20 protein-coding genes are annotated in these 20,298 nt (G+C 31.0%); 5 read left to right on the top strand and 15 right to left on the bottom strand.

Going from position 1 to position 20,298, the window contains the following annotated elements:
- Positions 1 to 661 (top strand): UDP-glucose 4-epimerase GalE (galE, locus tag QVO42_RS04530; protein ID WP_288163839.1); only part of this gene is annotated, 661 nt, incomplete at its 5' end.
- Positions 662 to 710: 49 nt separating this feature from the next.
- On the opposite strand, the gene QVO42_RS04525 is transcribed toward galE, so the two are convergent.
- From QVO42_RS04525 to QVO42_RS04505, 5 genes are read right to left on the bottom strand one after another with little or no spacing between them, the layout of a single operon-like run.
- Positions 711 to 1,277, bottom strand: coding sequence for a nucleotidyltransferase family protein (locus QVO42_RS04525; RefSeq protein ID WP_022424982.1), 567 nt, complete (start codon positions 1,275 to 1,277; stop codon positions 711 to 713).
- Positions 1,270 to 3,558: a xanthine dehydrogenase family protein molybdopterin-binding subunit gene (locus tag QVO42_RS04520; RefSeq protein ID WP_022424981.1), complete on the bottom strand. Its 2,289-nt coding sequence runs from the start codon at positions 3,556 to 3,558 to the stop codon at positions 1,270 to 1,272. Before QVO42_RS04520 ends, QVO42_RS04525 begins: the two co-directional genes overlap by 8 nt.
- Entirely contained in the window at positions 3,555 to 4,031 is a 477-nt protein-coding gene (locus QVO42_RS04515) for a (2Fe-2S)-binding protein (protein WP_022424980.1), read from the bottom strand. The genes QVO42_RS04520 and QVO42_RS04515 overlap by 4 nt, the downstream gene beginning before the upstream one ends.
- A gap of 1 nt (position 4,032) precedes the next feature.
- Entirely contained in the window at positions 4,033 to 4,806 is a 774-nt protein-coding gene (locus QVO42_RS04510; protein ID WP_022424979.1) for an FAD binding domain-containing protein, read from the bottom strand.
- A gap of 15 nt (positions 4,807 to 4,821) precedes the next feature.
- A complete protein-coding gene (locus tag QVO42_RS04505; RefSeq protein WP_022424978.1) occupies positions 4,822 to 5,814 on the bottom strand; it encodes an ABC transporter substrate-binding protein in 993 nt (330 codons plus the stop codon).
- A gap of 325 nt (positions 5,815 to 6,139) precedes the next feature.
- Here QVO42_RS04505 and QVO42_RS04500 point away from each other — a divergent pair, with 325 nt between their 5' ends.
- Positions 6,140 to 7,126 carry a hypothetical protein gene (locus QVO42_RS04500; protein WP_022424977.1) on the top strand — a complete coding sequence of 329 codons (987 nt, stop codon included), beginning with the start codon at positions 6,140 to 6,142 and terminating at the stop codon, positions 7,124 to 7,126.
- Positions 7,127 to 7,158: 32 nt separating this feature from the next.
- Here the strand turns inward: QVO42_RS04500 and QVO42_RS04495 are convergent, their stop codons facing one another.
- The 3 genes from QVO42_RS04495 to QVO42_RS04485 form a co-directional block, all read right to left on the bottom strand.
- Positions 7,159 to 7,803 carry a hypothetical protein gene (locus QVO42_RS04495; protein ID WP_022424976.1) on the bottom strand — a complete coding sequence of 215 codons (645 nt, stop codon included), beginning with the start codon at positions 7,801 to 7,803 and terminating at the stop codon, positions 7,159 to 7,161.
- A gap of 5 nt (positions 7,804 to 7,808) precedes the next feature.
- Positions 7,809 to 8,519 carry a metallophosphoesterase family protein gene (locus QVO42_RS04490; protein WP_022424975.1) on the bottom strand — a complete coding sequence of 237 codons (711 nt, stop codon included), beginning with the start codon at positions 8,517 to 8,519 and terminating at the stop codon, positions 7,809 to 7,811.
- Between the two features lie 98 nt (positions 8,520 to 8,617).
- Complete coding sequence (locus QVO42_RS04485) at positions 8,618 to 10,030, bottom strand: polysaccharide deacetylase family protein (RefSeq protein ID WP_022424974.1); 1,413 nt, start codon at positions 10,028 to 10,030, stop codon at positions 8,618 to 8,620.
- A gap of 169 nt (positions 10,031 to 10,199) precedes the next feature.
- On the opposite strand from QVO42_RS04485, the gene QVO42_RS04480 reads away from it, so the two are divergent.
- Together QVO42_RS04480 and QVO42_RS04475 are read left to right on the top strand one after the other, a co-directional pair.
- Positions 10,200 to 10,520 (top strand): PadR family transcriptional regulator, encoded by a 321-nt coding sequence (locus tag QVO42_RS04480; RefSeq protein ID WP_022424973.1) that lies wholly within the window; start codon positions 10,200 to 10,202, stop codon positions 10,518 to 10,520.
- Entirely contained in the window at positions 10,517 to 11,683 is a 1,167-nt protein-coding gene (locus tag QVO42_RS04475; protein ID WP_022424972.1) for a hypothetical protein, read from the top strand. The genes QVO42_RS04480 and QVO42_RS04475 overlap by 4 nt, the downstream gene beginning before the upstream one ends.
- 4 nt (positions 11,684 to 11,687) lie before the next feature.
- Here QVO42_RS04475 and QVO42_RS04470 read toward each other — a convergent pair whose 3' ends face one another.
- The 7 genes from QVO42_RS04470 to QVO42_RS04440 all read right to left on the bottom strand — a co-directional run bounded on the left by QVO42_RS04470 (position 11,688) and on the right by QVO42_RS04440 (position 19,035).
- Positions 11,688 to 12,062 (bottom strand): hypothetical protein, encoded by a 375-nt coding sequence (locus QVO42_RS04470; protein WP_022424971.1) that lies wholly within the window; start codon positions 12,060 to 12,062, stop codon positions 11,688 to 11,690.
- A 445-nt stretch (positions 12,063 to 12,507) separates the two neighbouring features.
- Complete coding sequence (locus QVO42_RS04465) at positions 12,508 to 12,705, bottom strand: hypothetical protein (protein WP_288163836.1); 198 nt, start codon at positions 12,703 to 12,705, stop codon at positions 12,508 to 12,510.
- A 5-nt stretch (positions 12,706 to 12,710) separates the two neighbouring features.
- On the bottom strand, positions 12,711 to 14,534 hold the full coding sequence (locus tag QVO42_RS04460) for an ATP-binding cassette domain-containing protein (RefSeq protein ID WP_022424969.1): 1,824 nt from the start codon (positions 14,532 to 14,534) through the stop codon (positions 12,711 to 12,713).
- Positions 14,531 to 16,531, bottom strand: a complete 2,001-nt coding sequence (locus tag QVO42_RS04455; protein ID WP_022424968.1) for an ATP-binding cassette domain-containing protein — start codon at positions 16,529 to 16,531, stop codon at positions 14,531 to 14,533. Before QVO42_RS04455 ends, QVO42_RS04460 begins: the two co-directional genes overlap by 4 nt.
- A 101-nt stretch (positions 16,532 to 16,632) precedes the next feature.
- Positions 16,633 to 17,748 carry a hypothetical protein gene (locus QVO42_RS04450; RefSeq protein ID WP_022424967.1) on the bottom strand — a complete coding sequence of 372 codons (1,116 nt, stop codon included), beginning with the start codon at positions 17,746 to 17,748 and terminating at the stop codon, positions 16,633 to 16,635.
- Complete coding sequence (locus QVO42_RS04445) at positions 17,745 to 18,428, bottom strand: LytR/AlgR family response regulator transcription factor (protein WP_022424966.1); 684 nt, start codon at positions 18,426 to 18,428, stop codon at positions 17,745 to 17,747. The genes QVO42_RS04450 and QVO42_RS04445 overlap by 4 nt, the downstream gene beginning before the upstream one ends.
- Positions 18,429 to 18,570: 142 nt before the next feature.
- The gene (locus QVO42_RS04440) at positions 18,571 to 19,035 is read right to left on the bottom strand and encodes a hypothetical protein (protein WP_022424965.1); all 465 of its coding nucleotides are present in this window, start codon (positions 19,033 to 19,035) and stop codon (positions 18,571 to 18,573) included.
- Between the two features lie 514 nt (positions 19,036 to 19,549).
- On the opposite strand from QVO42_RS04440, the gene QVO42_RS04435 reads away from it, so the two are divergent.
- The gene (locus QVO42_RS04435) at positions 19,550 to 20,224 is read left to right on the top strand and encodes a hypothetical protein (protein ID WP_022424964.1); all 675 of its coding nucleotides are present in this window, start codon (positions 19,550 to 19,552) and stop codon (positions 20,222 to 20,224) included.
- Positions 20,225 to 20,298 lie beyond the last annotated feature (74 nt).

Here is a 20,298-nt window from a genome sequence, read left to right as displayed (position 1 = left end):
GTATCATGTCCCTTCAATTGTATTCTCTTCAAGTGCAACAGTATATGGAGATCCAAAGGTTGTACCTTTAACTGAAGACTGTGAATTAGGACAGACTACAAACCCATATGGTTCTACAAAGGCTATGATGGAAAGAATCTTAACAGATGTACAGCATGCTGTACCAGAAATGTCTGTTACACTTCTTCGTTACTTCAACCCAATTGGTGCCCATGAATCAGGATTATTAGGAGAAGATCCAAAGGGAATTCCTAACAATCTTATGCCTTATATCATGAAGGTGGCTGCAGGTGAACTTCCTTGCTTAGGTGTATTTGGTGATGACTATGACACACCAGATGGAACAGGTGTACGTGATTACATCCATGTTGTAGACTTAGCTAAAGGTCATGTTCTTGCAATTGAAAAATATGCAACACCAGGTGTTCATATCTGTAACCTAGGAACAGGTAAAGGATATAGTGTATTAGAAATCGTTAAGGCTTTTGAAAAGGTTAATGGTGTAAAAGTACCTTATGAAATCAAGCCAAGACGTGCTGGTGATATCGCAACATGTTATGCAGATCCTACTCGTGCAAAAGAACAGTTAGGATGGGTGGCTGAAAAGACACTAGAAGATATGTGCAGAGATACTTGGAACTTTGCAAAGAAACATATGTAACACTTAAGTCTCTCGAAAGAGGGGCTTTTTTGATGCAATAAAAAAGCAACTATTGTAGTTGCTTCAGGTCTTCTTGATAATCTATATCATAGAGTTCTCTTATATTCTCTACTTGTATATATTCTACTTCATCAGGATGCTTATTTAATACCTTTCTTCCACCTTGGTCTTGTTTTAATAGAAGTAACTCAGGAATATAAGAACTATCAAATAGAGTAGGGTTGCCTACTTTATCTTTATAAGCACAACTGGCAAGTTTATGCTTTGTATGCATCAGTTTGTCTATAGTATTCATAGAAATATAAGGCTGATCAGCGACCATGAAGATCATTCTAAATGGCTTCTCTAACGTATTTAAATAGTTCACAACAGCCTTAATAGAATAAGAGAGGCCATGAATACTCTCTAAACATAAAATGCTGGTAGCGCCTCTTTGAGACGCATATTGTAGTATCTCATTATATTGTGATACGACAATCACATGATCATATTCCTTTAATATGAGATCTAATGCATGTTGATATAACGGTTTATTTTGAAAAGGAAACAGCAGTTTGTTTTCTTTAAAACGTCTGCTGTTTCCTGATGCAAGATATATAATATATGTTTTATTCATCGATAGCCATAACAATCTTTTCAGGTGTCATTGGAAGGTCTCTCACCCATGCACCACATGCACTGTGGATGGCAGCACATAAGGCTGGGGCTGGTGTATTGATGACACATTCACCAATAGACTTTGCACCAAATGGACCTGTCTTTTCATAACTGCTTTCAAAATAAACACGTAAATGACCCATATCAAGTCTTGTAGGAATCTTATAAGTCATGAAGTTATTTTCTGTTAAACCACCCTTAGGTGAATAAGTAATACTTTCAGATAATGCCATACCAATACCCTGTACAAGACCACCTTCAGTCTGTACAGTTGCAAGATTAGTATTTACTACAGTACCACAGTCTACAACAGCTACATAATCTAGTATTTCTACAGAACCTGTTTCTTTATCTAATGCAATTTCTGCCATACCTACCATATATGGTGGTGGAGAAATTTTAGATGAATGAGTGCATGTTACCTGGATAGGGACTGTATTACCACACTGAGAGAATGTTGCGATATCCATATGTGTAAATGATTCATTTGTTGCTGGATTATCAATTGTATTACCAGTAAATACTAATGATTCAGGATCACATTCCCACTTATTGGCAGCAATTTTCATCATGTTTTCTTTGAGCTCTTCACTCGCTTTTCTTACAGCCATACCAGTAACATAAGTTGTACTAGAAGCATAAGAACCAGAATCATATGGAGAAGCATCAGTATCTGCACCAAAAACAACAATATTGTCTACATCACATTCTAATTCTTCTGCAGCCATCTGGGCAAGAATAGTATCACATCCAGTACCCATATCTGCAGCACCGATGCTTAGCATATAAGAACCATCATCATTTAACTTTAATGTAGCAGACCCAACATCGACACCAGAGATACCTGATCCCTGCATTGCCATTGCAACACCTGCTGCCTTAATACGACCATCAGGCATTACAGTAGGAGTCTTACGGTTTTCCCAGTCAAATTCTTTCTTAGCACGTTCCATACATTTATCTAATGCACAGCTATCCGCAATTTCACCATAGTAGGCATCCATCTTCTGACCCTGACGTACCATGTTCTTTTCTCTGATTTCTACTGGATCCATATGTAAAATATCAGCTAATTCGTTGACACATGTTTCTAATGCATAAATACCCTGAGTCGCACCATATCCACGATATGCACCAGAAGATAATCTATTTGTATAAACAACATCATAATGGAAGCGGAACGCTTCTAGATTATTTGTATAAAGAGGAATAGACTTATGACCTGATAAACCTACAGTTGTAGGACCATGTTCACCAAAGGCACCAGAGTTAGATAATGTATATACATCAATGGCACGTATAGTACCATCATTCATAGCACCCACTTTAGTAGTGACTTCCATTTCATGACGTGGACTACCCGCAATCTGTGATTCAGTACGTGTATAAATAAGCTTAGATGGTTTCTTAGTCATCCATGTAACAAATGCAGGATAGATTTCAGTCACAAGTGACTGCTTCGCACCAAATCCACCACCAATACGAGGCTTTTCAACACGAATCATAGACTTAGGAATATCTAAAGCATTCGCAAGAATACGACGTGCATGGAAGACAATCTGTGTAGAACTAATGACATGTAAACGACCATAAGTATCAATTTCACAATAAGTTCTGAATGTTTCCATCATTGCCTGATTGACTGCAGGAACATGATAAGTACGTTCAATCACATGATCACATGATTTAAATACTTCTTCTAGATCACCATGTGTTTCATCTGCAGTGGCTACTAAGTTACGCTTATTATCTGCCCCTACAGGACATAATGCTTTCCAATTATCTTCAGGATGAACAAGAATAGGATTATCTTTAGCAGTTCTAAAGTCTAATACAGCTTCTTCTACCTGATATTTTACTTTAATAAGTTTTAATGCTTCATCTACTTTCTTTTCATCATAACCAGCAACAATCGCAACTGGATCACCTACGAATCTTACTCTCTGATCTAAGATTAAACGATCATAAGGACTAGGTTCTGGATAAGTCTGGCCAGCCATAGTAAAACGTTTCTGAGGTACATCTTTATAAGTATAAACAGCTTCAATTGTATCTACTGCCTTAGCCGCTTCTGTATCAATACTCTCAATTAATGCATTAGCATGAGGAGAATGAACAAGCTTTACAATTAAACAGTCATGAGGTGTTACATCATCAACATAGACAGGTTTACCTAATAATAGGTTCATTGCATCTTTTTTTCTTATAGGTTTATTAACCTGCTTTAATTCCTGACTCATCCTAACACTTCCTTTCCATTTTCCTTGCAGTAATTAATATAGTTTCTAATACCTCTTAATTGTCCTTCATAACCAGAACAACGACAAAGGTTACCAGATAAGAATGCTCTAATTTCATCATCACTAGGATCTTTATTTTCTTCTAGTAATGCGATTGTATTCATCATAAATCCAGGATTACAGAAACCACACTGTTCAGCACCCTGATCAGCAATAAATTCAGCAAGAGGTCTTGCCTTTTCCTGTAGCCCTTCTAAAGTAGTCACTTCATGACCTGCTGCTCTAGCTGCAAGAACACTACAAGAAAGAACTGGTTTATTGTCTAATAATACTGTACATAATCCACAGTTACTTGTATCACAACCTCTTTTAACACTAAGACAATGTTCACTTCTTACAAAATCAATAAGAAGAGTATCAGGTAAAATACTACGAGTCATTGTTTTTCCATTTAATGTAATTGTAATTTCCATCTTACTGTGCCTCCAATTCCTTTAATGAACGTCTCATAAGAACTTTTACAAGCTTCTGACGATATTCTGCACTACCTAAGTTATTACTTCCAAGTTTGATTTCAGAAGATACTTCTTCAATAAACGCTTCAATAGATTCATCATTTAATTCCATCTGTTTCTCATAAGCAATTGCCTTTAAAGGACGACCACCAATTACTACAGAATAAGTATCATTCATATAACTTGCACAACAAGTAAGAACAGGGAAATCAGTACTTACATTTCTCTGTGACTTATAACAAACCTTAATAGGTGTCTTCTTTACAATAACACGTACAAGAATATCAAGAGAAGGACGCATCCAAGCAAACTCTCTCATAGGTACAATACCACCGTTATATAATTCTACATAAGCATCTAATCCCATAAACATAGATAATACATCAGAGAAACCATAACGCCCAAAAATAGAACCTCCTACAGTCGCACAGTTTCTAAACTGCACACCAATAATATGTTCCACACTATGCTTCATTGCATCATGTGTATAAGCATTTAATCCTGCATGAGTTTCTAACTGACGTAATGTCACCATTGCGCCAATAGTAAACTGTTCATCATCTTCTTCGATAGTATCTAAATGAAGATCACATAAATCAATTGCCTTTTCAACTGATCTATTCATCATCTTCAACCATAACATACCACCTACAATAATGTTTTTTCTGTTCTGAACGAGTTCATAAGCTTCCTCAAGCGACTGAGGTCTTACATATTCCTGAATATTTAACATCTTTTTCTATCCTTTCTATTTTGTGATAAGTGTTTCATCAAGACTAAAACCATAAAACTCTTTATAAAAATCTATAACATCCTTTTTATAATTCTCATATGTATAATCATGAGGATGAAGTACATATGATAGCCAGAGTGATGCAAGAATATGAGAAGGAACAGGATCCATCCATGATTCAACCACATCAGGCATAATATAAATCTTCTTGTTCTTCACTATATCAAGTGATGAGAAGAATTCATAGTTATAAATAGAATCTTTTGAATAAGAAGCATTACGAGGCATGATCACCATATCTGGGTTTAAAGTTAATAATGTTTCTAACGCAATAGTAGGGTAGTCTACACCTTTAATACTAGAAGCAGCATTTTTTACATGTACCATGTTGAGTATTGTACTTTGAAACATAGAAGGTGTTACAGGTCTATAAATAGACTGTTTTGAAGCAATATAAACATGCTTATTAGAAGTACCTAAACTATTCATCTTACTCTTTTTAGTACTATAGTAGTTCTTTGACTTCTTCGCATTGTTTTGTTTACCACAAACTTTCGCAATAAGAGAAACCATGGCATCATACTTCTTTTCACTAGAAGGATCAACCACAATAACTTTTATATGTCTTTCTTCAAAATCCTCAATAAGATTCTCATTCTCTTTCATCATAAATACTACATCAGGGTCAGTCTTTGCGATAAGGCTGACATCACATCCTACCTGAGGTAGTTCTAATAAATCAGGATCAGTCTTTTGATAAATGCTTTTAGAAGAAGCCTTCTTTTCTATACCAACTAACTGATCACTTACTCCTAATGCGAGGCATGTAGAAGTTGTTATATATGAAGTGCTCACTACACGTTTTACTTGGTCTTTAATTGTAATCTGACGTCCTATCTGATCATTCACAATAATCGCATCAGACTCTTCTTCTTTATCTGAAGAACATCCAGGTAATAATGAGATGAGTAAAAATAGACAAACAATTGAAATAATTCTTTTCTTCAAAACAAATCTCCTTACGATATTATTCAGTATGTTTTTTCGAAAAAATTATATCATGAAAATATGAATAATAAACAAAAAATATAGGATACCAAAAGAAAAAGCCTACATTGAGTAGGCTTATCAAGGGATGTAGTATTAATAGTAAAGATTTTGATTTTAAATCAACTATATATTTGAATATGTAAAATCTCCAGGTAATGATTTCTGAAAAGAGAGGAGCAAAATATTTAAATTATATCTATTATTATTGCAAATAATATAATAAATAAATATAATAAAAGCATAGATTGTATGCGGTTACATTTGAGCAAGGGAGGGCAATTTTATGAACAAATTAAAATACTTACTTAGTGTCACAGTTTTATTATCACTGCCTGTAGGATGCTCTGAATCATCTCATTATTATATTTCTATGACCACAACTCATGCGACGAATCAGGAATTCATATTTACCAGCAATACTTATATGTATGATTTAACTTCTAAAAAACTTAAGAAGGTTTCTTCAGAACCTTATGAAAGTCAGTACCCACTTTCTACTTATGATTATAAGAATAATAAAGTATATTATTCAGGAAGCGATAATAAAGAATATGGGAATTCATATATTAAACAATATGCTTTATCTACTCATAAAACATCTAAATTTATTGACTATGTAGATGCAATCAATGATATCAGAATACTGGATGATCATAAGATGTTTATTGTAGGACGTTTAAAAAAGGTAAAAAAGAATACTATGGTACCTTCTATCTATAATACTCAAACACATAAAATTAATTATTTAAACTGGAATCAGGATAGTTTTGCGACATGTACAAATTATAATCCAGATACCCAGGAATTAATTATACCTCATTATTCAATGTCTTTAAGTTATAAACTGACAGATGATTATAATAACGGTATTATAAAAAATGAAGTTGATTCTTATGCGCCAATTACATTCACTGTTGTGAAGAAAAACAAAACAGAAGATGTTTTTAAATTAAATCACAAACAGCTTGATAGTACTTATATTGATAAAGATTATATATACTATGTAACAGATAAACAGACATCTATTACTAACTTTGATTTGGTGAGATATGATCGTCACACAAAAGAAAAAAAGAAATTATTAGATGGAAAGTGCGGCTATTATTCCATGAATATAGTTACTGTTTTAGATAATATTATCTATTTCATAGGGCAAAGAGCTGAGGTATATGAACTTGTAGAATTAGATATGAATACAAATGAACAAACAGTCATCTATCAATCAAAAGCTCAAGAAGCTATTAACAATGCACAATTTTATAAGAAATAAAAAAATATGGTTCACCAGCATGAACCATATTTTTATATACGAATTGTTTCTTGTAATGGATATTGGTTGAGTAAGTATTGTGTATCAGAGCTAATTATATGCATTTCATTCATGAAATGATGTAATAAATAGCTGAACGTATTGCCATAACATTCCTTCTTTAACTTATGGAAAGGAATATACTTTAATTCAACGAGATCTTGTTCTCTTAATGACATCTCTAGTTGATGGTTTCCATCAATGACAGTATAGAGTCCATTACTCATATAGGAATCAGTAATAACGGGATAATATTTAATGCTTTTTATATTCTTTTGTGAACATTGGAATTGATTTAACAAGTAGATGTTCATATCAAAAGGAATAGGATGGTTGATTCTATTTCTATCTAGTTCATCTTCAGTCATAGATTGAATAGAAGATGTCTGATAAGCATCTGATTGAATCACATGATCAATATTAAAATAAACCTTATAGCTTCCTACATGAGGAATAGAATAGTTCATTATATAATATTCGGCATCAGTTAAATGATCCATAGAAATAGAATTATATTGATTTTCATCCAACATACTAAAAAGATCATACCATTTGTTGATAAAATTCTGTTGATGTACAGGGGTAGTTACACTTAAATGTTTTAAGTAATTAAGAAAATCAGTTTTACGTTGATTCATATATATCACCTTTCTAAGCAATAAATCGTATTAAAGAGAATAACATGTTTATAAATGGTTTGATCAATATGGAGATGTCCAGAAAACCATAACTTATATGTAACTTGTTGTTCTATGTCATCCATGACTTCATCTATGTTTCTAAGATAAGGAAGGGTATAGTCATCAAGGTTACAAGGAATAGTACGTGTATGTAAAAGTTCTTTAATATAGAATGGACAATCATGCGTAATAATATAATCAATATGAAAGTTATATTGAAGTAAGTTATTGAGTGCTTCATTCCATTCTTGAGTCGTAGGTAATTCCTGCTGCCACCATGAACGATGTTCTACACGTGTTTCTATATCACATGAATAGCCACCACCAAAAGTAAAGAATGTCTTTCCATCAATTGTATAAATCTGTCCTCTCATCAAATGAATCACAGATTCCTTAATAAAATGCACCTTTCCACCATGCCAGCGAGATACAGGATAATCATCCAATAATTCAAAGTTCTCATGATTGCCATCCACAAATAATGTAGTCCATGGCTGTGAATCCAACCAGTCACGCCAGAATAAATCTGGTAACATATCATCCCATACAGCTCCCAAATCACCACATATAATGACATAATCTTCTTTTGTAAGTATCTGTCCCTCAGGAAAATGATGAGGCTTTAATTTAGAGATATCAAAAGGACAATGTGTATCACCGGTAATATAAATCATAGACATCCTCTCTTTTGTCTTTAGTCTATCATACCAACAAAAAGTTCTTCTTAAGTCTATGTAAAATTTAAGTAAAGAAAAAAGCCTCGAATGAGGCTTTAGTTTAATACTCTTTGATGAGGTGTAAATGTTGTATCATCAATACCCTTGAATGTATAACCAAGGCTCTGATAATGTTCAATAACTTTAGGTAATGCTTCCACAGTTGTATTCTTTGCAGCTGTATCATGGAATAAGATCATGATCTGATTATTACGAGAAGCTGTTGCATTCGCAATAAGTCTTGCAGTAGGCACATTATTACCTGATGCATCACCACTGCTGACATTCCAGTCATAATACTGATAACCTTTTTCTTGTACCATTCTAGTAAGATTACTCATAATACCTGCAGAATAATGTCTAGAAACTGTATTAGAACTTCCTCCAGGGAATCTAATATAACGAGGAGTAAATCCAATAAGACCCTTAACCATATCACCTACTTTATTTAAATCATTAAAGTAAGCATCAGTAGAAGCATAAACAGTACGATAATCATGACAATAAGTATGAAGTGCTATAGTATTACCTCTCTTATGTGCTTCCTGAATTAAGTAATTATATTTCTGACCATTACCAGTCACAAAGAATGTTGCTTTCGCATGATATCTATCAAGAATATCTAACACACGCTGAGTATTCTGAGAAGGTCCATCATCAAATGTAAGATAAACAACCTTTTCACCAGTAGGTGCAACTGCATTGGCAGGACGTGGATTATTTACAATAACAGTCTGTGTATACTTTCTTTCATTACCAGACTTATCTTTAGTTGTATAGATGACTTTATAAGTACCTGCTTTTCCAAAATCTACTTTGCTGCTATCTACAGATACCTTAGGATTCTTATCAAAATCATCTTCTACAGTAATACCCTTCATGAAATCAATGTTAGAACCTATTGTCGTATCATAATTTTGAAGACCTGCAAGTAGTGGTGCTTTAGTATCCTTTACAGCTTTCACATTTACTTCTTTTTCAGTCTTATTACCACCCTGATCTTCTACAACAACAGTAACCTTTTGTGTACCTTCTTTATCAAAAGATACATCTTTCTTAAAGTAAGTCTTAGTCTTTGTTTCATCTTTAATATCAGTCACAAATTCACTTGCTTTAACTTTAGTACCTACTTCTACTGCTTTATTCACTACCTTAAATGTAGGCTTCTTAGTATCTACAACTTCTACATTTAATACGTAGTTCTTATAGTTTAATGTATAAGTAATCTTATACTTTCCAAGTTTTTTGACGTTAACTTTAGAATTATCTACAGTCACATCACTCTTATTACCTCTTACTTTTTTAATAAAAGACATAGGATTGTAAGTACTATTGATTTCAATATCCTGTGTACTTTCATTAAAGCTAACAGCTGGACGTGTCATAAAATAAATGCCTAGACCAAGCACTAAAACGACAATACAGCCTAATAGGACATATGCCCTCTTTCTTAAATGACGTTTTTTCATTTCTATTCTACCTCAACTTTATATCTTCAACAATTTTGTATTATATATCTAATATGTGTAATTTGTGTGGAAATTAAGAAACACTTAAGAACTTTTTTTAAATACGTATTATTTCTTTACTTTGCAATACAAAGTAGTGTATACTTTGCATTACAAAGTAGGTGACATAATGGATACACAATTGATAAAAGGAATGTTGGAAGGATGTATTCTTACTCTTATTAGTCATAAGGAAACATATGGTTATGAACTATTAGTAGAACTAGAGAAGTATGGCTTTGAGAATGTAGGAGAAGGAACATTCTATCCGATATTAACACGTTTGTCTAAGAAGGGATATTTGTCATGTAGACAGGTGAAATCAGAAGCTGGACCCTATAGAAAATACTATAAGATTACGGATGAAGGATTAGTCCATTTGAGAGAGTTTAAACACTCATATTATAAGATAACAGGTATTGTAGAAAAGATTTTTGAGGATAAAGAATGATTGCACAATATAACACATTAAGAAATCAATTAACAGGAGACTATCAGGCATTCTATGACAAGGCATATCAATATGCACAAGAGAGACATTACCCAGGATTCTATGCGAATGATATACTTATGAGCTTGTTAGATCTATTGATCACAGCACAGATGAACCATAAAGAATTAGATACACTTATTAAGGAAAATCATGATACATTTATTAAGAATTATTTTCATGATCAAGGAAAGAAAACCACATGGATCAATAGTTTCTTTAGATACACAATCTTCTTATGGAACTATGTATTCTATCTTATTCTTACCCCAACATCTCATGCAGGCGGAAAGGTTATAGAAGCAACAATCCTGATTATTCTTATTGATCTTATTATAAAAAACAAGCGATATAATATTCTACTAGATTATATTGTATTGGCTCTTGTATTCATATTACCGTCTATTTCAGTTCCTTATATGATTCCTCTTATTATTAGTATAGTGCTTCTTATTATCAGTACTCTCTATCAAGTGTATTATACATATACACATCAAAATACAATCAGCTACTATAGTGAAGAAGCACAATCACAATCGAATGATTATGTGAATGATATACTTAAGAAGCAGAATGAAGAATTCAATCGTAAAAGAGAAAAATATCATCTTCCACCTCTTACTCTAGAAGAGATGAAACTGTATAAGAAAAGAAGAAATCGTAAGATTGGATTAATCATTGATATCATTGTAGGAATACTCATCTTCTATCTTGCCTATAGAATAGGGGACTATAAAGAAAGTATGACAATGTTGTCTTATTATATTCCTGTTTATATTATATTCAGTACAAGATATCTCTCTTATCTTGTGAATCCAAAAGGGCAGTTGATTCATATATTAAATATTATTGCAGTGATTAACCTTTATTTCTTTATTCAGGTATGTCATATCAATCATATAGTAATTACTGTATTATGCTTAATTATCATCATGATAGAAACAGGTGCTATGATGATGATTCCTGTCTTTAATAACATCTCTGAATACTTTGATCAATTAATCAGTCTCTTTTCAGTTGGTTTTATACTTGTAGAAATGAAAGTAGAGTTCTGGCTTTCAGCCATTATACTTATTGTATTGTTTGGAGCATTAGTTAAAAGCATAAAAAAACAGAAGATGTAATCTTCTATTTCTTGTAGAACACTAATGTAGAGTTATTATACTTTAGATACAGTTTATTATTCTTAAAGTAATATTGAATTGTTTCAGTTGTCTTCATAGATTCCCATGAAGCAGGTGGATCAAAATCATCAAGATGATCACATTGGAGAGTAAGTGTATCATCTTTCTTGATCATTTTTCCTCTTATTACAGGATTACCTGCTTCTGCATCATACATGTTAAAAGATAAGTCTTTATCTATTTCTAATGTAAGATATGCAGTATAGATATCTTTGTTTTCTAATGGAGATTTCTCACATGTCCATGTACCTTCTAATTGAGGTGTAGTGTGACAGGCACAAAGAATAAGAGAAATAATAATCAAAAATATCTTTTTCACAAATCAAACCTTCTTTCTATAAGCCATAATTCGCATATGTTGATTTTGATTTGAGTAAAAACTATAATAAATACGAAGAAGGAACAACCAGTAAGCGGTTGTCCTTGGATTTTGAATGAGAAAATAACTACCTCAAACTTTACCAGGGAGTGAGGTAGTTATTTTTTTGCGTTCTTATCAATAATGATAAGAAGTAATCTAACAACAAGTGTATGATCAGTGTTAAACATGTTAACATGGTCATGATTATTTCATATGTTGTCATCAGGCATCACATCCGTTTTCAACTTAAGAGAAGAATCACGAAGGGGTGCGTACCTTCGTCTTTTAGACCAAGGATAACCACCTACCGTATACGATTGTTCCACATAAGAATTATATCATACAAGCATAGAACTCGAGTATTGAAAAGGAGAGATGTTTACCCTCCGAATTTAATATGTGATTAGTTTCCTTTTCTTTTTATAAACCATAAGGAGATAATACCAAGCAATAAAATAATCGCAAAACCAATACCGAGAAGTTCATAGTTGAAATAAGAATACGTGGTATTATTCACAACTTTCACTGCAGGAGTCATACTTACAATAAGACCAGTAATAATACATCCTACAGTGACTATAATAATGGGAAGTTTTTGCATAATCATCACTCACTTGTCTTTAATAGATTTCCTTCATTGTTTGATCTCATTAATACAATAAAAGTCAAACAAGGAATAATTAGAATAACTGAATTCACTAGGATTAAGATAGAAATAGCTTGTTCTATCATTATAGAAGGTAATATATGATATTGGAAGAAGAATAAAGATAAGACTGAAATCATAGATAGAATGATAGATAACAGACAATAAGAAGATCTTTCTTTCAATATTAATTGTAGACATTGTAATCTATTAAGTCCATTCACTAATAGTAGTGCATATTGATAGCGTCTAGAAACAATATCAAATATTCCAATAATAAAACATGTACTCATAAACATGACAAACATAATCATAGAGAACTGCTGTATCATTTCAAATCCAAATGTAGTTGTTTTATTTAATATTGCAGAAGAAACAGGATTATAGACCTTTATATCAGAATCATGTTTTTTAATAAATTCAGTTACAGATTGAATGTTCTTATATGAGTTTACTTTGATGATATAGACATTGGACTGATATGTATTGTTTTGTGTATATTGATTTACTATCTTCTGATATAGATTTGGAGATATATAAATAATGTTTTCTGTTGTTTTTGTATATCGGTTATGAATATCTTTATCTGTGACATTCGCATTAACGAGTTCAAAAGGAATCTTATTGAAGGTGTAGGTATTACTTGTAGGTATTTGAAGAATACCTGTGATATGGATATTCTTGTTTAGTTTTTGATAGAGAGAATAAGAAATATAGACATGATCAGTATTGAGTTGTTTATTCTCAATACTGAATGATTGTTTTGTATAAGTCTTATACGTTTTCATATTCCCATAATAAGGTTGTATGACAATAGTCTCCTGCGTATTTAAGACATTCCATTGGAAGAATGGCTGAATACTTTGAACTATACTGTTGTTGGATATGTCTTGAATGAGTGTTTTAGGAATAGGCTGACCACTTATATCATAAGCATTACCACCATTTTTATAAGAAATCCTTAATTCATTATCAATTGCTTTATTAATCATAGTGTCTGTTTCTTTTTGATAATAAGCTTGAAAGCACATCATATATGTCACTATGATCATCATAACACTTATCACAATATTTCTTTTATAATGGATTCTATTGGACTTCTCAGCCTTTAAGTAATGGGTAACAGGATTTGTATGAATATGTTCTTTAGGTTCTATTTTGTTGATTTCTGTATAAGATTTTTTCTTTAATATAATCTGCTGGTGCTCTATATGGTAATGTATATCAGCAATCTCCAACATCCCCATATCATGTGTCGCAATCACAACTGTCTTATGATATCTATGACATAATTCATGAATAATCTTTCTCATATGTTCTCTATTGATCGTATCTAGATAAGCGGTAGGCTCATCTAGAAAGATAATATCCGGATTCTTCATCATACAGCATAATATAAGTAATCTCTGTTTTTGACCACCAGATAAAATATCTACTTTTCCATTTAAATCAATATTTAAATCTAATTCATCCAATAGCTTCATCATTTGATCTTTATGAAATGGAACTTCAGCAAGCTCACTAAATAGTTGAATATTCTGTATTGCTGTTAAATCATCAAATAATCTACAATCCTGAAATACAAAACCATAATCATTACTGTCAGTATAAAACTCATTCTTGGAATAATGTGTTAATCCTGCGAGTTCAAATAATAAAGTAGATTTACCAGAACCACTTTCACCAGTGATTACAGTAATTTGAGAAGACGGAATACTTATATTCTGGTTCTTAAATAATACATGATTCTTAAAAGATAGATTGATATTCTTCATCTCAATCATAAATCCACCTTCTTTACAAACCATTGACTATAACATATATATAAGAAACAAATAACTAAAGTCACACCGATTTGAATAATCATAAATAGTAATAAACTCATAGTCATTGACTGACGATTAATCACAAAGAAACCAGGAATACTGAGTAATAGAGATAAGATGGATTGTACAATCATATTATCATTCATTAAAGAACAAATTGTTTGATTCTTTAAACCATAAACCTTCAACAATTTAATTTCATTCTTTCTATCATCCAATGCATTCATTTGTACAAGAACATAAAGGAATATTGCGATTAATATCACTACAGCCATAAAAATGTATCTTCCTTTTCTTTCTTCCTTATAGACATCAACCATATCTGTCACTGAATTATATTGATCATAAGTAATGAAATTATTAGAAATCTGAGATATTTCTTTTTCAACACTTTTTAAGTTCTTAATACGGTCTACTTCTACAACATAATTCTTACTTTGATAAGGAGTAATAGCTGCATCGTATTCTTTGGCATCTAGTAAACTATCAGGAGTCTGGTTATTGTATTGATTTAAAATAGTATAGAATGATTTGTCATTCATAAGTACAACATATCCAGCACTAAGAAATTCATTATAATAATCATCTGTTGAAATAATATGATTGATTTCTATTTCAAGATTTACTTTCTTAGTAAGAACCTGTGATAAAGTACCCAATGTTTTAGAATCATCAATTTCACATTGATAAGTATATTGTTGGACTGGAACATATACATCTATAGATATCTTAAAGTTCTTTTCTTTTTCATCTATACCTAGCTTTCTTGCGAATGATTGACTGATTGCATTTCCTTTAAGTTCTTTTCCATCTACTTTAATATTCTGGAAAGAGTAATAGGGAACGACCATTGGACTCCCTTCCTGAAAATAATCAAATTGTGTTTTACTTCCTTGATAATAAACAGTACCTTTGCTTACATCTTCCATTTGATTGATTGTATCAAATACATCAAATGGATAAACACTCTTTACATGTTTGATTGATTTAATATGATTCAATTCCTCAGTACTTATATCAAGATTTACCTCTGCATCACCGATATAATAACTATCTACACCATTCGCAATATAAGAATCATTCATCTTACCTGTATATAATTCTGCTTTATTGGCTTGTTTTATACCACTTGATAACTTATTTTCCTGTAATAGACTATCACTTACGTTAGTAGAAATAGAGATAGTCATAATAAAACCTAGAAGTAATACAAGGATAAACTGAAACCATTGTCTTTTATTCTTATAGAAGAAGTACTTATGATAGCTGCTGATGTTCGATTTTTTGAGTTGAATAGATTGATTTATTTCATCTATTTTTTGATCACATACAAGAATTCTATTTTCTATTCTATAAGTAATGTCTAGATGATTTATTAGATATTCATCATGAGTTGTAATGATAATATATTTGTTTTCTGATTTTAGTTTTTCGAGTAATTGAAGTACGATTTCTTTATTTTCTTGATCTAAAGAAGCAGTCGGTTCATCAATAATAATGATGGATGCATCCTTATACATGGATAACGCTATTAAGAATCTTTTTCTCTGCCCAATAGATAAAGAAGAAGGATAGCAGGATGGATCTATAAGATCCAATCCTACTAGATGAAGCATATTATTCATTTTGGCTTGATCATATTGGCTTTCTTGTAGGTGATTAATAAATTCAAAATGTTCATATACTTTCATGTTATCAAAGAATGTCCCAAATTGATCAATATAAGACACCTTGTTTAATAGATAATCTTTTTTATTAGAATTATTGATAGCTACATTATCTACATAAAGAAGATTATCTTTGTACTGGTATAATAATGATTTTAGGAATGTTGTTTTACCACATCCACTTTTACCAATAATACCAGTGATTCGACCAGGACATGTTTTAAAATGAGCATCATTGAATATGACTTGATTACCAAAATTTATATTTAAATGTTTCATCTCAATCATAGTAGTGTTCCTCCTATTTCAATCATACAACCTTTAAAAAAATAAATAATATCTTGAGGACGTTTGACCGATTTATGAGGATAATAAACAAAAAATACCTGTTATGAAACAGGTATAAGAGTAGAGATATAGAGTGATGCACCAGCATGCTGTACTTGTAAGCTTCCATGATATTTATGCAGTATTAATACAAGAGTATCATATTTCATTTGATTGATTCTTTCTTTTGCATCATTCATATACAATGTGATTTCAAAGGCACATTGGTCTTCCGTTATTTTTACTTCTAATTCATTATTTTCCATGCAATCTATTGCGATATCAAACAGATAATTTATAAGGATATTCAAATGTTCATCCTCTATAAATGATATATCCTGAATAGATACAATAATAGCTGGTTTAATGTTGTTGAGTTTGAGCTGTTCTAATTTCATATTAATAAATGAATCAAACAGCTTATTACCAGATATGATCAGCATATTATGATCATTGAGAGACTTTATTCTTTTGTCTATCATCTCATTCACATTTTCAAATTCTTTTCTTTTTACATATTCCTTCATTTGAAGGTAATCGTATTTTAAATCATGTCTTAGCTTATAGAGTTCATTGTTTTTCTTTTCTATAAAGGCATAGTTCTGTTGATCATTCTTAAAATGATCAATAGCCTGGTTAAGAAGCTGTTGTTCATGATTAAGTTTGGTATATCTAAGGAATAAGTAATAGGAAATAATGATAGTAATCAAAAGGGTTATAAGAATAATGAGATTACAGTTTATGCCTAATATATTAAGAAAGTCATTATAGAGAATATGATAAATACATAGAGTACTTAAGGATATAGCCATAAGTAATCCCCAATAAAGATTCTTATTATCGATAGGGTAAAGCTTTTGAATAATAGCGAATGTAGAGATAATAAGAATATAGATGATCAATGAAACAATAGGGGATATTGGTAATAGAACAACTAAATTCTTTATAACAGTTAAGAATGAAAGATAGAAGATAATTTCTGATAGCAGCCTATCTGAATAATAGAATAAGAAGCATAAAGATTCTATTAACAAGAGATCCTGTAATAGGGGATGACTCGTAAATATACTAAGAAGACAATTGATCAATAAAGATGCAATAAAAATAGCTGTTTTATTTGTTCTAAGGAGATATGTCAGTAATGCTTCTATACAACAAAAATATAAGAAACTCATCATTGTATGTACCTCCTATAGGAATGGTATTTTTCAATAATATCTTTTGATTTTCTAGATACATTAAATGTTTGGCTGTTCATAAGAGTCACATTTTGATTATTGATTTTAGTAACATATTTAAAATTAATAATGGTGTATGAGTTTATTTTATAGAATGCTACATTGGAACATAACTCTTCAGAACATTTCTTTAATGTTGTGTATTGAACATATTCATTATCTTCTGTGTAAAAGATACATGTATTTCTATGAGATTGAACATAGATGATATCCTTGAGATTAATGTATTGATTGTTTTTCTTATCAACGAGATATTGTTTATGGTTTTCAGCCTGATCTTTATCTATCTTGATAAATAGTCTTTCTAAATCATCTTCATAAGATGTTTTTCTTATAAAGAAGTAAAGCGCAATATCAAAACAATCATAAACAAGTGTTTCGTTACTAGACATGAATATGATGCGTGTATTCTTATTATCTATACTTTTCGCAATAGTGATACCATTATCCTTCATCAATAAAATATCTATAAACAAATAATCATAATCTTTTAATTGAAGTGATTTGAAATCATTATTAAATACATCAATACTACTTTCACTAAAGCATGTATTTTCTTCTATCTTATTCTTTATGACTTGGCTGAAATGAGTATCATCATCTATTATTCCTATTTTCACCTTATGTAGCTCCCAATCGAATATGTACATTATTAATTGATGTTTCTATTGTATCACGATATTGGGTTTATAAGAAAAAACTACAATACTAAATTATGTAGAATTTAAACCTAAAAAAGAGGGATGTTTCATCCCTCTGAGTTTAATTAATATCTTCTAATTTAAAATGAATATCCTTGTTTTCACTTTTAACTGTTAAACGCTTTTTTTTCATATCATTATCTAAGTTGAATGTAAATATTACTTCATCATCTGTGATCTTTATGATTTTTGAATTATTATTCAACGTTGTACCGATATCAGGGCCTATACCAATCTTATAGTATGTATTATCAATAATAACTCCTATACCGTGTCTTTCTATTAACTCCTTATCTTGATATAGATAAGCCATAGAAATTAGACCATCACTTTCTTTAATATCTACAAATTTTATATCTGTCCCATTTTTAAATAATTGACTATACTTATTTAATTCTTTGTTTTTCTTATTTAACTGCACTATGGTTGTTGCTTTGTTTTGGTTTTCAATAAATAAATAGCCATTAAAAACAATCGAGATTCCTAACATAAGTATAATGATTCGATACCATTTTTTATTTTTCATGTATGTTCCCCTCCTATTTTACAAGATGCATGTCCTTTTATGGTATATAAGAGTTATTGTAAGTGATCAGTAAGAATGTAGAAGTAGATGCTTCTGCAGAAACACTTGAGCTTAGCGATAGCACTTACATTTATTGTTATCTCTTTAACAAAAACTTCTCTTTCTTTAATTATATTTTAAGCGCTTACATTTTTTTAAACAAGTGTATTTCTATATATTGCAATTATTTTAATGAACTATAAAGAGAGACATCTTGCTGATAATGGAAAATTATTTTAGGTCTATCAATGATACAGACAACAAGAGGTGTTGGAACCAGATACACACAAGGTAACAATGTATAAAAATGTAAGTTTAAAAAAAACATAATTACAATTGAATATAGTAAATGCTTTATATATAATTACATTATAAAAAGCGCTTACTTACAAAGGAGAGGGATTATAATGAAAACTTACGCACTTTCAGTCTTGAAATTATTCTTTAGTTATTTTAATAGAAAGGATGATGATCTATGAAAAACAAGTTACTATTATTAATCATAATGTTCAGCATTTGTTTTCAAGGCTGTACATCAAAGAAAGTAGATCATAAGATTTATCTAGAAGATACATCTATCTTTACTACAAGCAATGATGGGAATTCTTCTTTCTATTATCGTTTTTATACTCATGACAAGAGTGATTCTTATACCACTTCCGCAAAGACAACTAATCCAGATATTACTGCTGATGTATCATTAAGTGGTGATGAAGATAATGTCCACCAGCTGGAAGTCAATCTTCATACACCACCAGGAAAATATGTTTTTGATATTATTGTGACAGTTAATGATAAGAAGTTCACTATTAAAGATGTTCATCATATTAATTTTAATCACCCTAATGCCCCAGATATACTCGGTGAACATCATGGAAAAGGTGAGTATCCAAGTCCTAAGTCATTCCCTACAGACTATACTTACAAGGTGAACTTTACACAGTCTATAGAAGCATATGACTTTAAGGTATATGGTGAAGAGTTGAAATCATTAGAGAAAGTATCGAATAAATGTATCCAGTTAAAAACAAGAGTGGGAAAACCTAACATCTCTAGTTTAACTTATGTAGTCAATGGTGAAGAATATTCACTCTATAATATTTATCATGTTGTTTCTTCTGATTACTATAAGAAGAAATTCCTGAAATGATTTAAAGGAGAGCATACAATGGCTCTCCTTTAAATGTTTTGAGTAACTAAATAGACTTGGGGTTTACTCAAGTT

The organism is Catenibacterium sp. CAG:290, from assembly GCF_000437715.1.
Classification (GTDB): domain Bacteria; phylum Bacillota_I; class Bacilli_A; order Erysipelotrichales; family Coprobacillaceae; genus Catenibacterium; species Catenibacterium mitsuoka_A.
The sequence above is the reverse complement of the archived record's forward strand: the minus strand, read 5'-3'. Positions and strand labels throughout refer to the sequence as shown.

Excerpts from the sequence above, each read along its gene's own strand:
- QVO42_RS04525 (WP_022424982.1), bottom strand. The coding sequence starts at position 1,277 with ATGAATAAAACATATATTATATATCTTGCATCAGGAAACAGCAGACGT.
- QVO42_RS04520 (WP_022424981.1), bottom strand. The coding sequence starts at position 3,558 with ATGAGTCAGGAATTAAAGCAGGTTAATAAACCTATAAGAAAAAAAGAT.
- QVO42_RS04515 (WP_022424980.1), bottom strand. The coding sequence starts at position 4,031 with ATGGAAATTACAATTACATTAAATGGAAAAACAATGACTCGTAGTATT.
- QVO42_RS04510 (WP_022424979.1), bottom strand. The coding sequence starts at position 4,806 with ATGTTAAATATTCAGGAATATGTAAGACCTCAGTCGCTTGAGGAAGCT.
- QVO42_RS04500 (WP_022424977.1), top strand. The coding sequence starts at position 6,140 with ATGAACAAATTAAAATACTTACTTAGTGTCACAGTTTTATTATCACTG.
- QVO42_RS04495 (WP_022424976.1), bottom strand. The coding sequence starts at position 7,803 with ATGAATCAACGTAAAACTGATTTTCTTAATTACTTAAAACATTTAAGT.
- QVO42_RS04490 (WP_022424975.1), bottom strand. The coding sequence starts at position 8,519 with ATGATTTATATTACCGGTGATACACATTGTCCTTTTGATATCTCTAAA.
- QVO42_RS04485 (WP_022424974.1), bottom strand. The coding sequence starts at position 10,030 with ATGAAAAAACGTCATTTAAGAAAGAGGGCATATGTCCTATTAGGCTGT.
- QVO42_RS04480 (WP_022424973.1), top strand. The coding sequence starts at position 10,200 with ATGGATACACAATTGATAAAAGGAATGTTGGAAGGATGTATTCTTACT.
- QVO42_RS04475 (WP_022424972.1), top strand. The coding sequence starts at position 10,517 with ATGATTGCACAATATAACACATTAAGAAATCAATTAACAGGAGACTAT.
- QVO42_RS04465 (WP_288163836.1), bottom strand. The coding sequence starts at position 12,705 with ATGCAAAAACTTCCCATTATTATAGTCACTGTAGGATGTATTATTACT.
- QVO42_RS04460 (WP_022424969.1), bottom strand. The coding sequence starts at position 14,534 with ATGATTGAGATGAAGAATATCAATCTATCTTTTAAGAATCATGTATTA.
- QVO42_RS04455 (WP_022424968.1), bottom strand. The coding sequence starts at position 16,531 with ATGATTGAGATGAAACATTTAAATATAAATTTTGGTAATCAAGTCATA.
- QVO42_RS04450 (WP_022424967.1), bottom strand. The coding sequence starts at position 17,748 with ATGATGAGTTTCTTATATTTTTGTTGTATAGAAGCATTACTGACATAT.
- QVO42_RS04440 (WP_022424965.1), bottom strand. The coding sequence starts at position 19,035 with ATGAAAAATAAAAAATGGTATCGAATCATTATACTTATGTTAGGAATC.
- QVO42_RS04435 (WP_022424964.1), top strand. The coding sequence starts at position 19,550 with ATGAAAAACAAGTTACTATTATTAATCATAATGTTCAGCATTTGTTTT.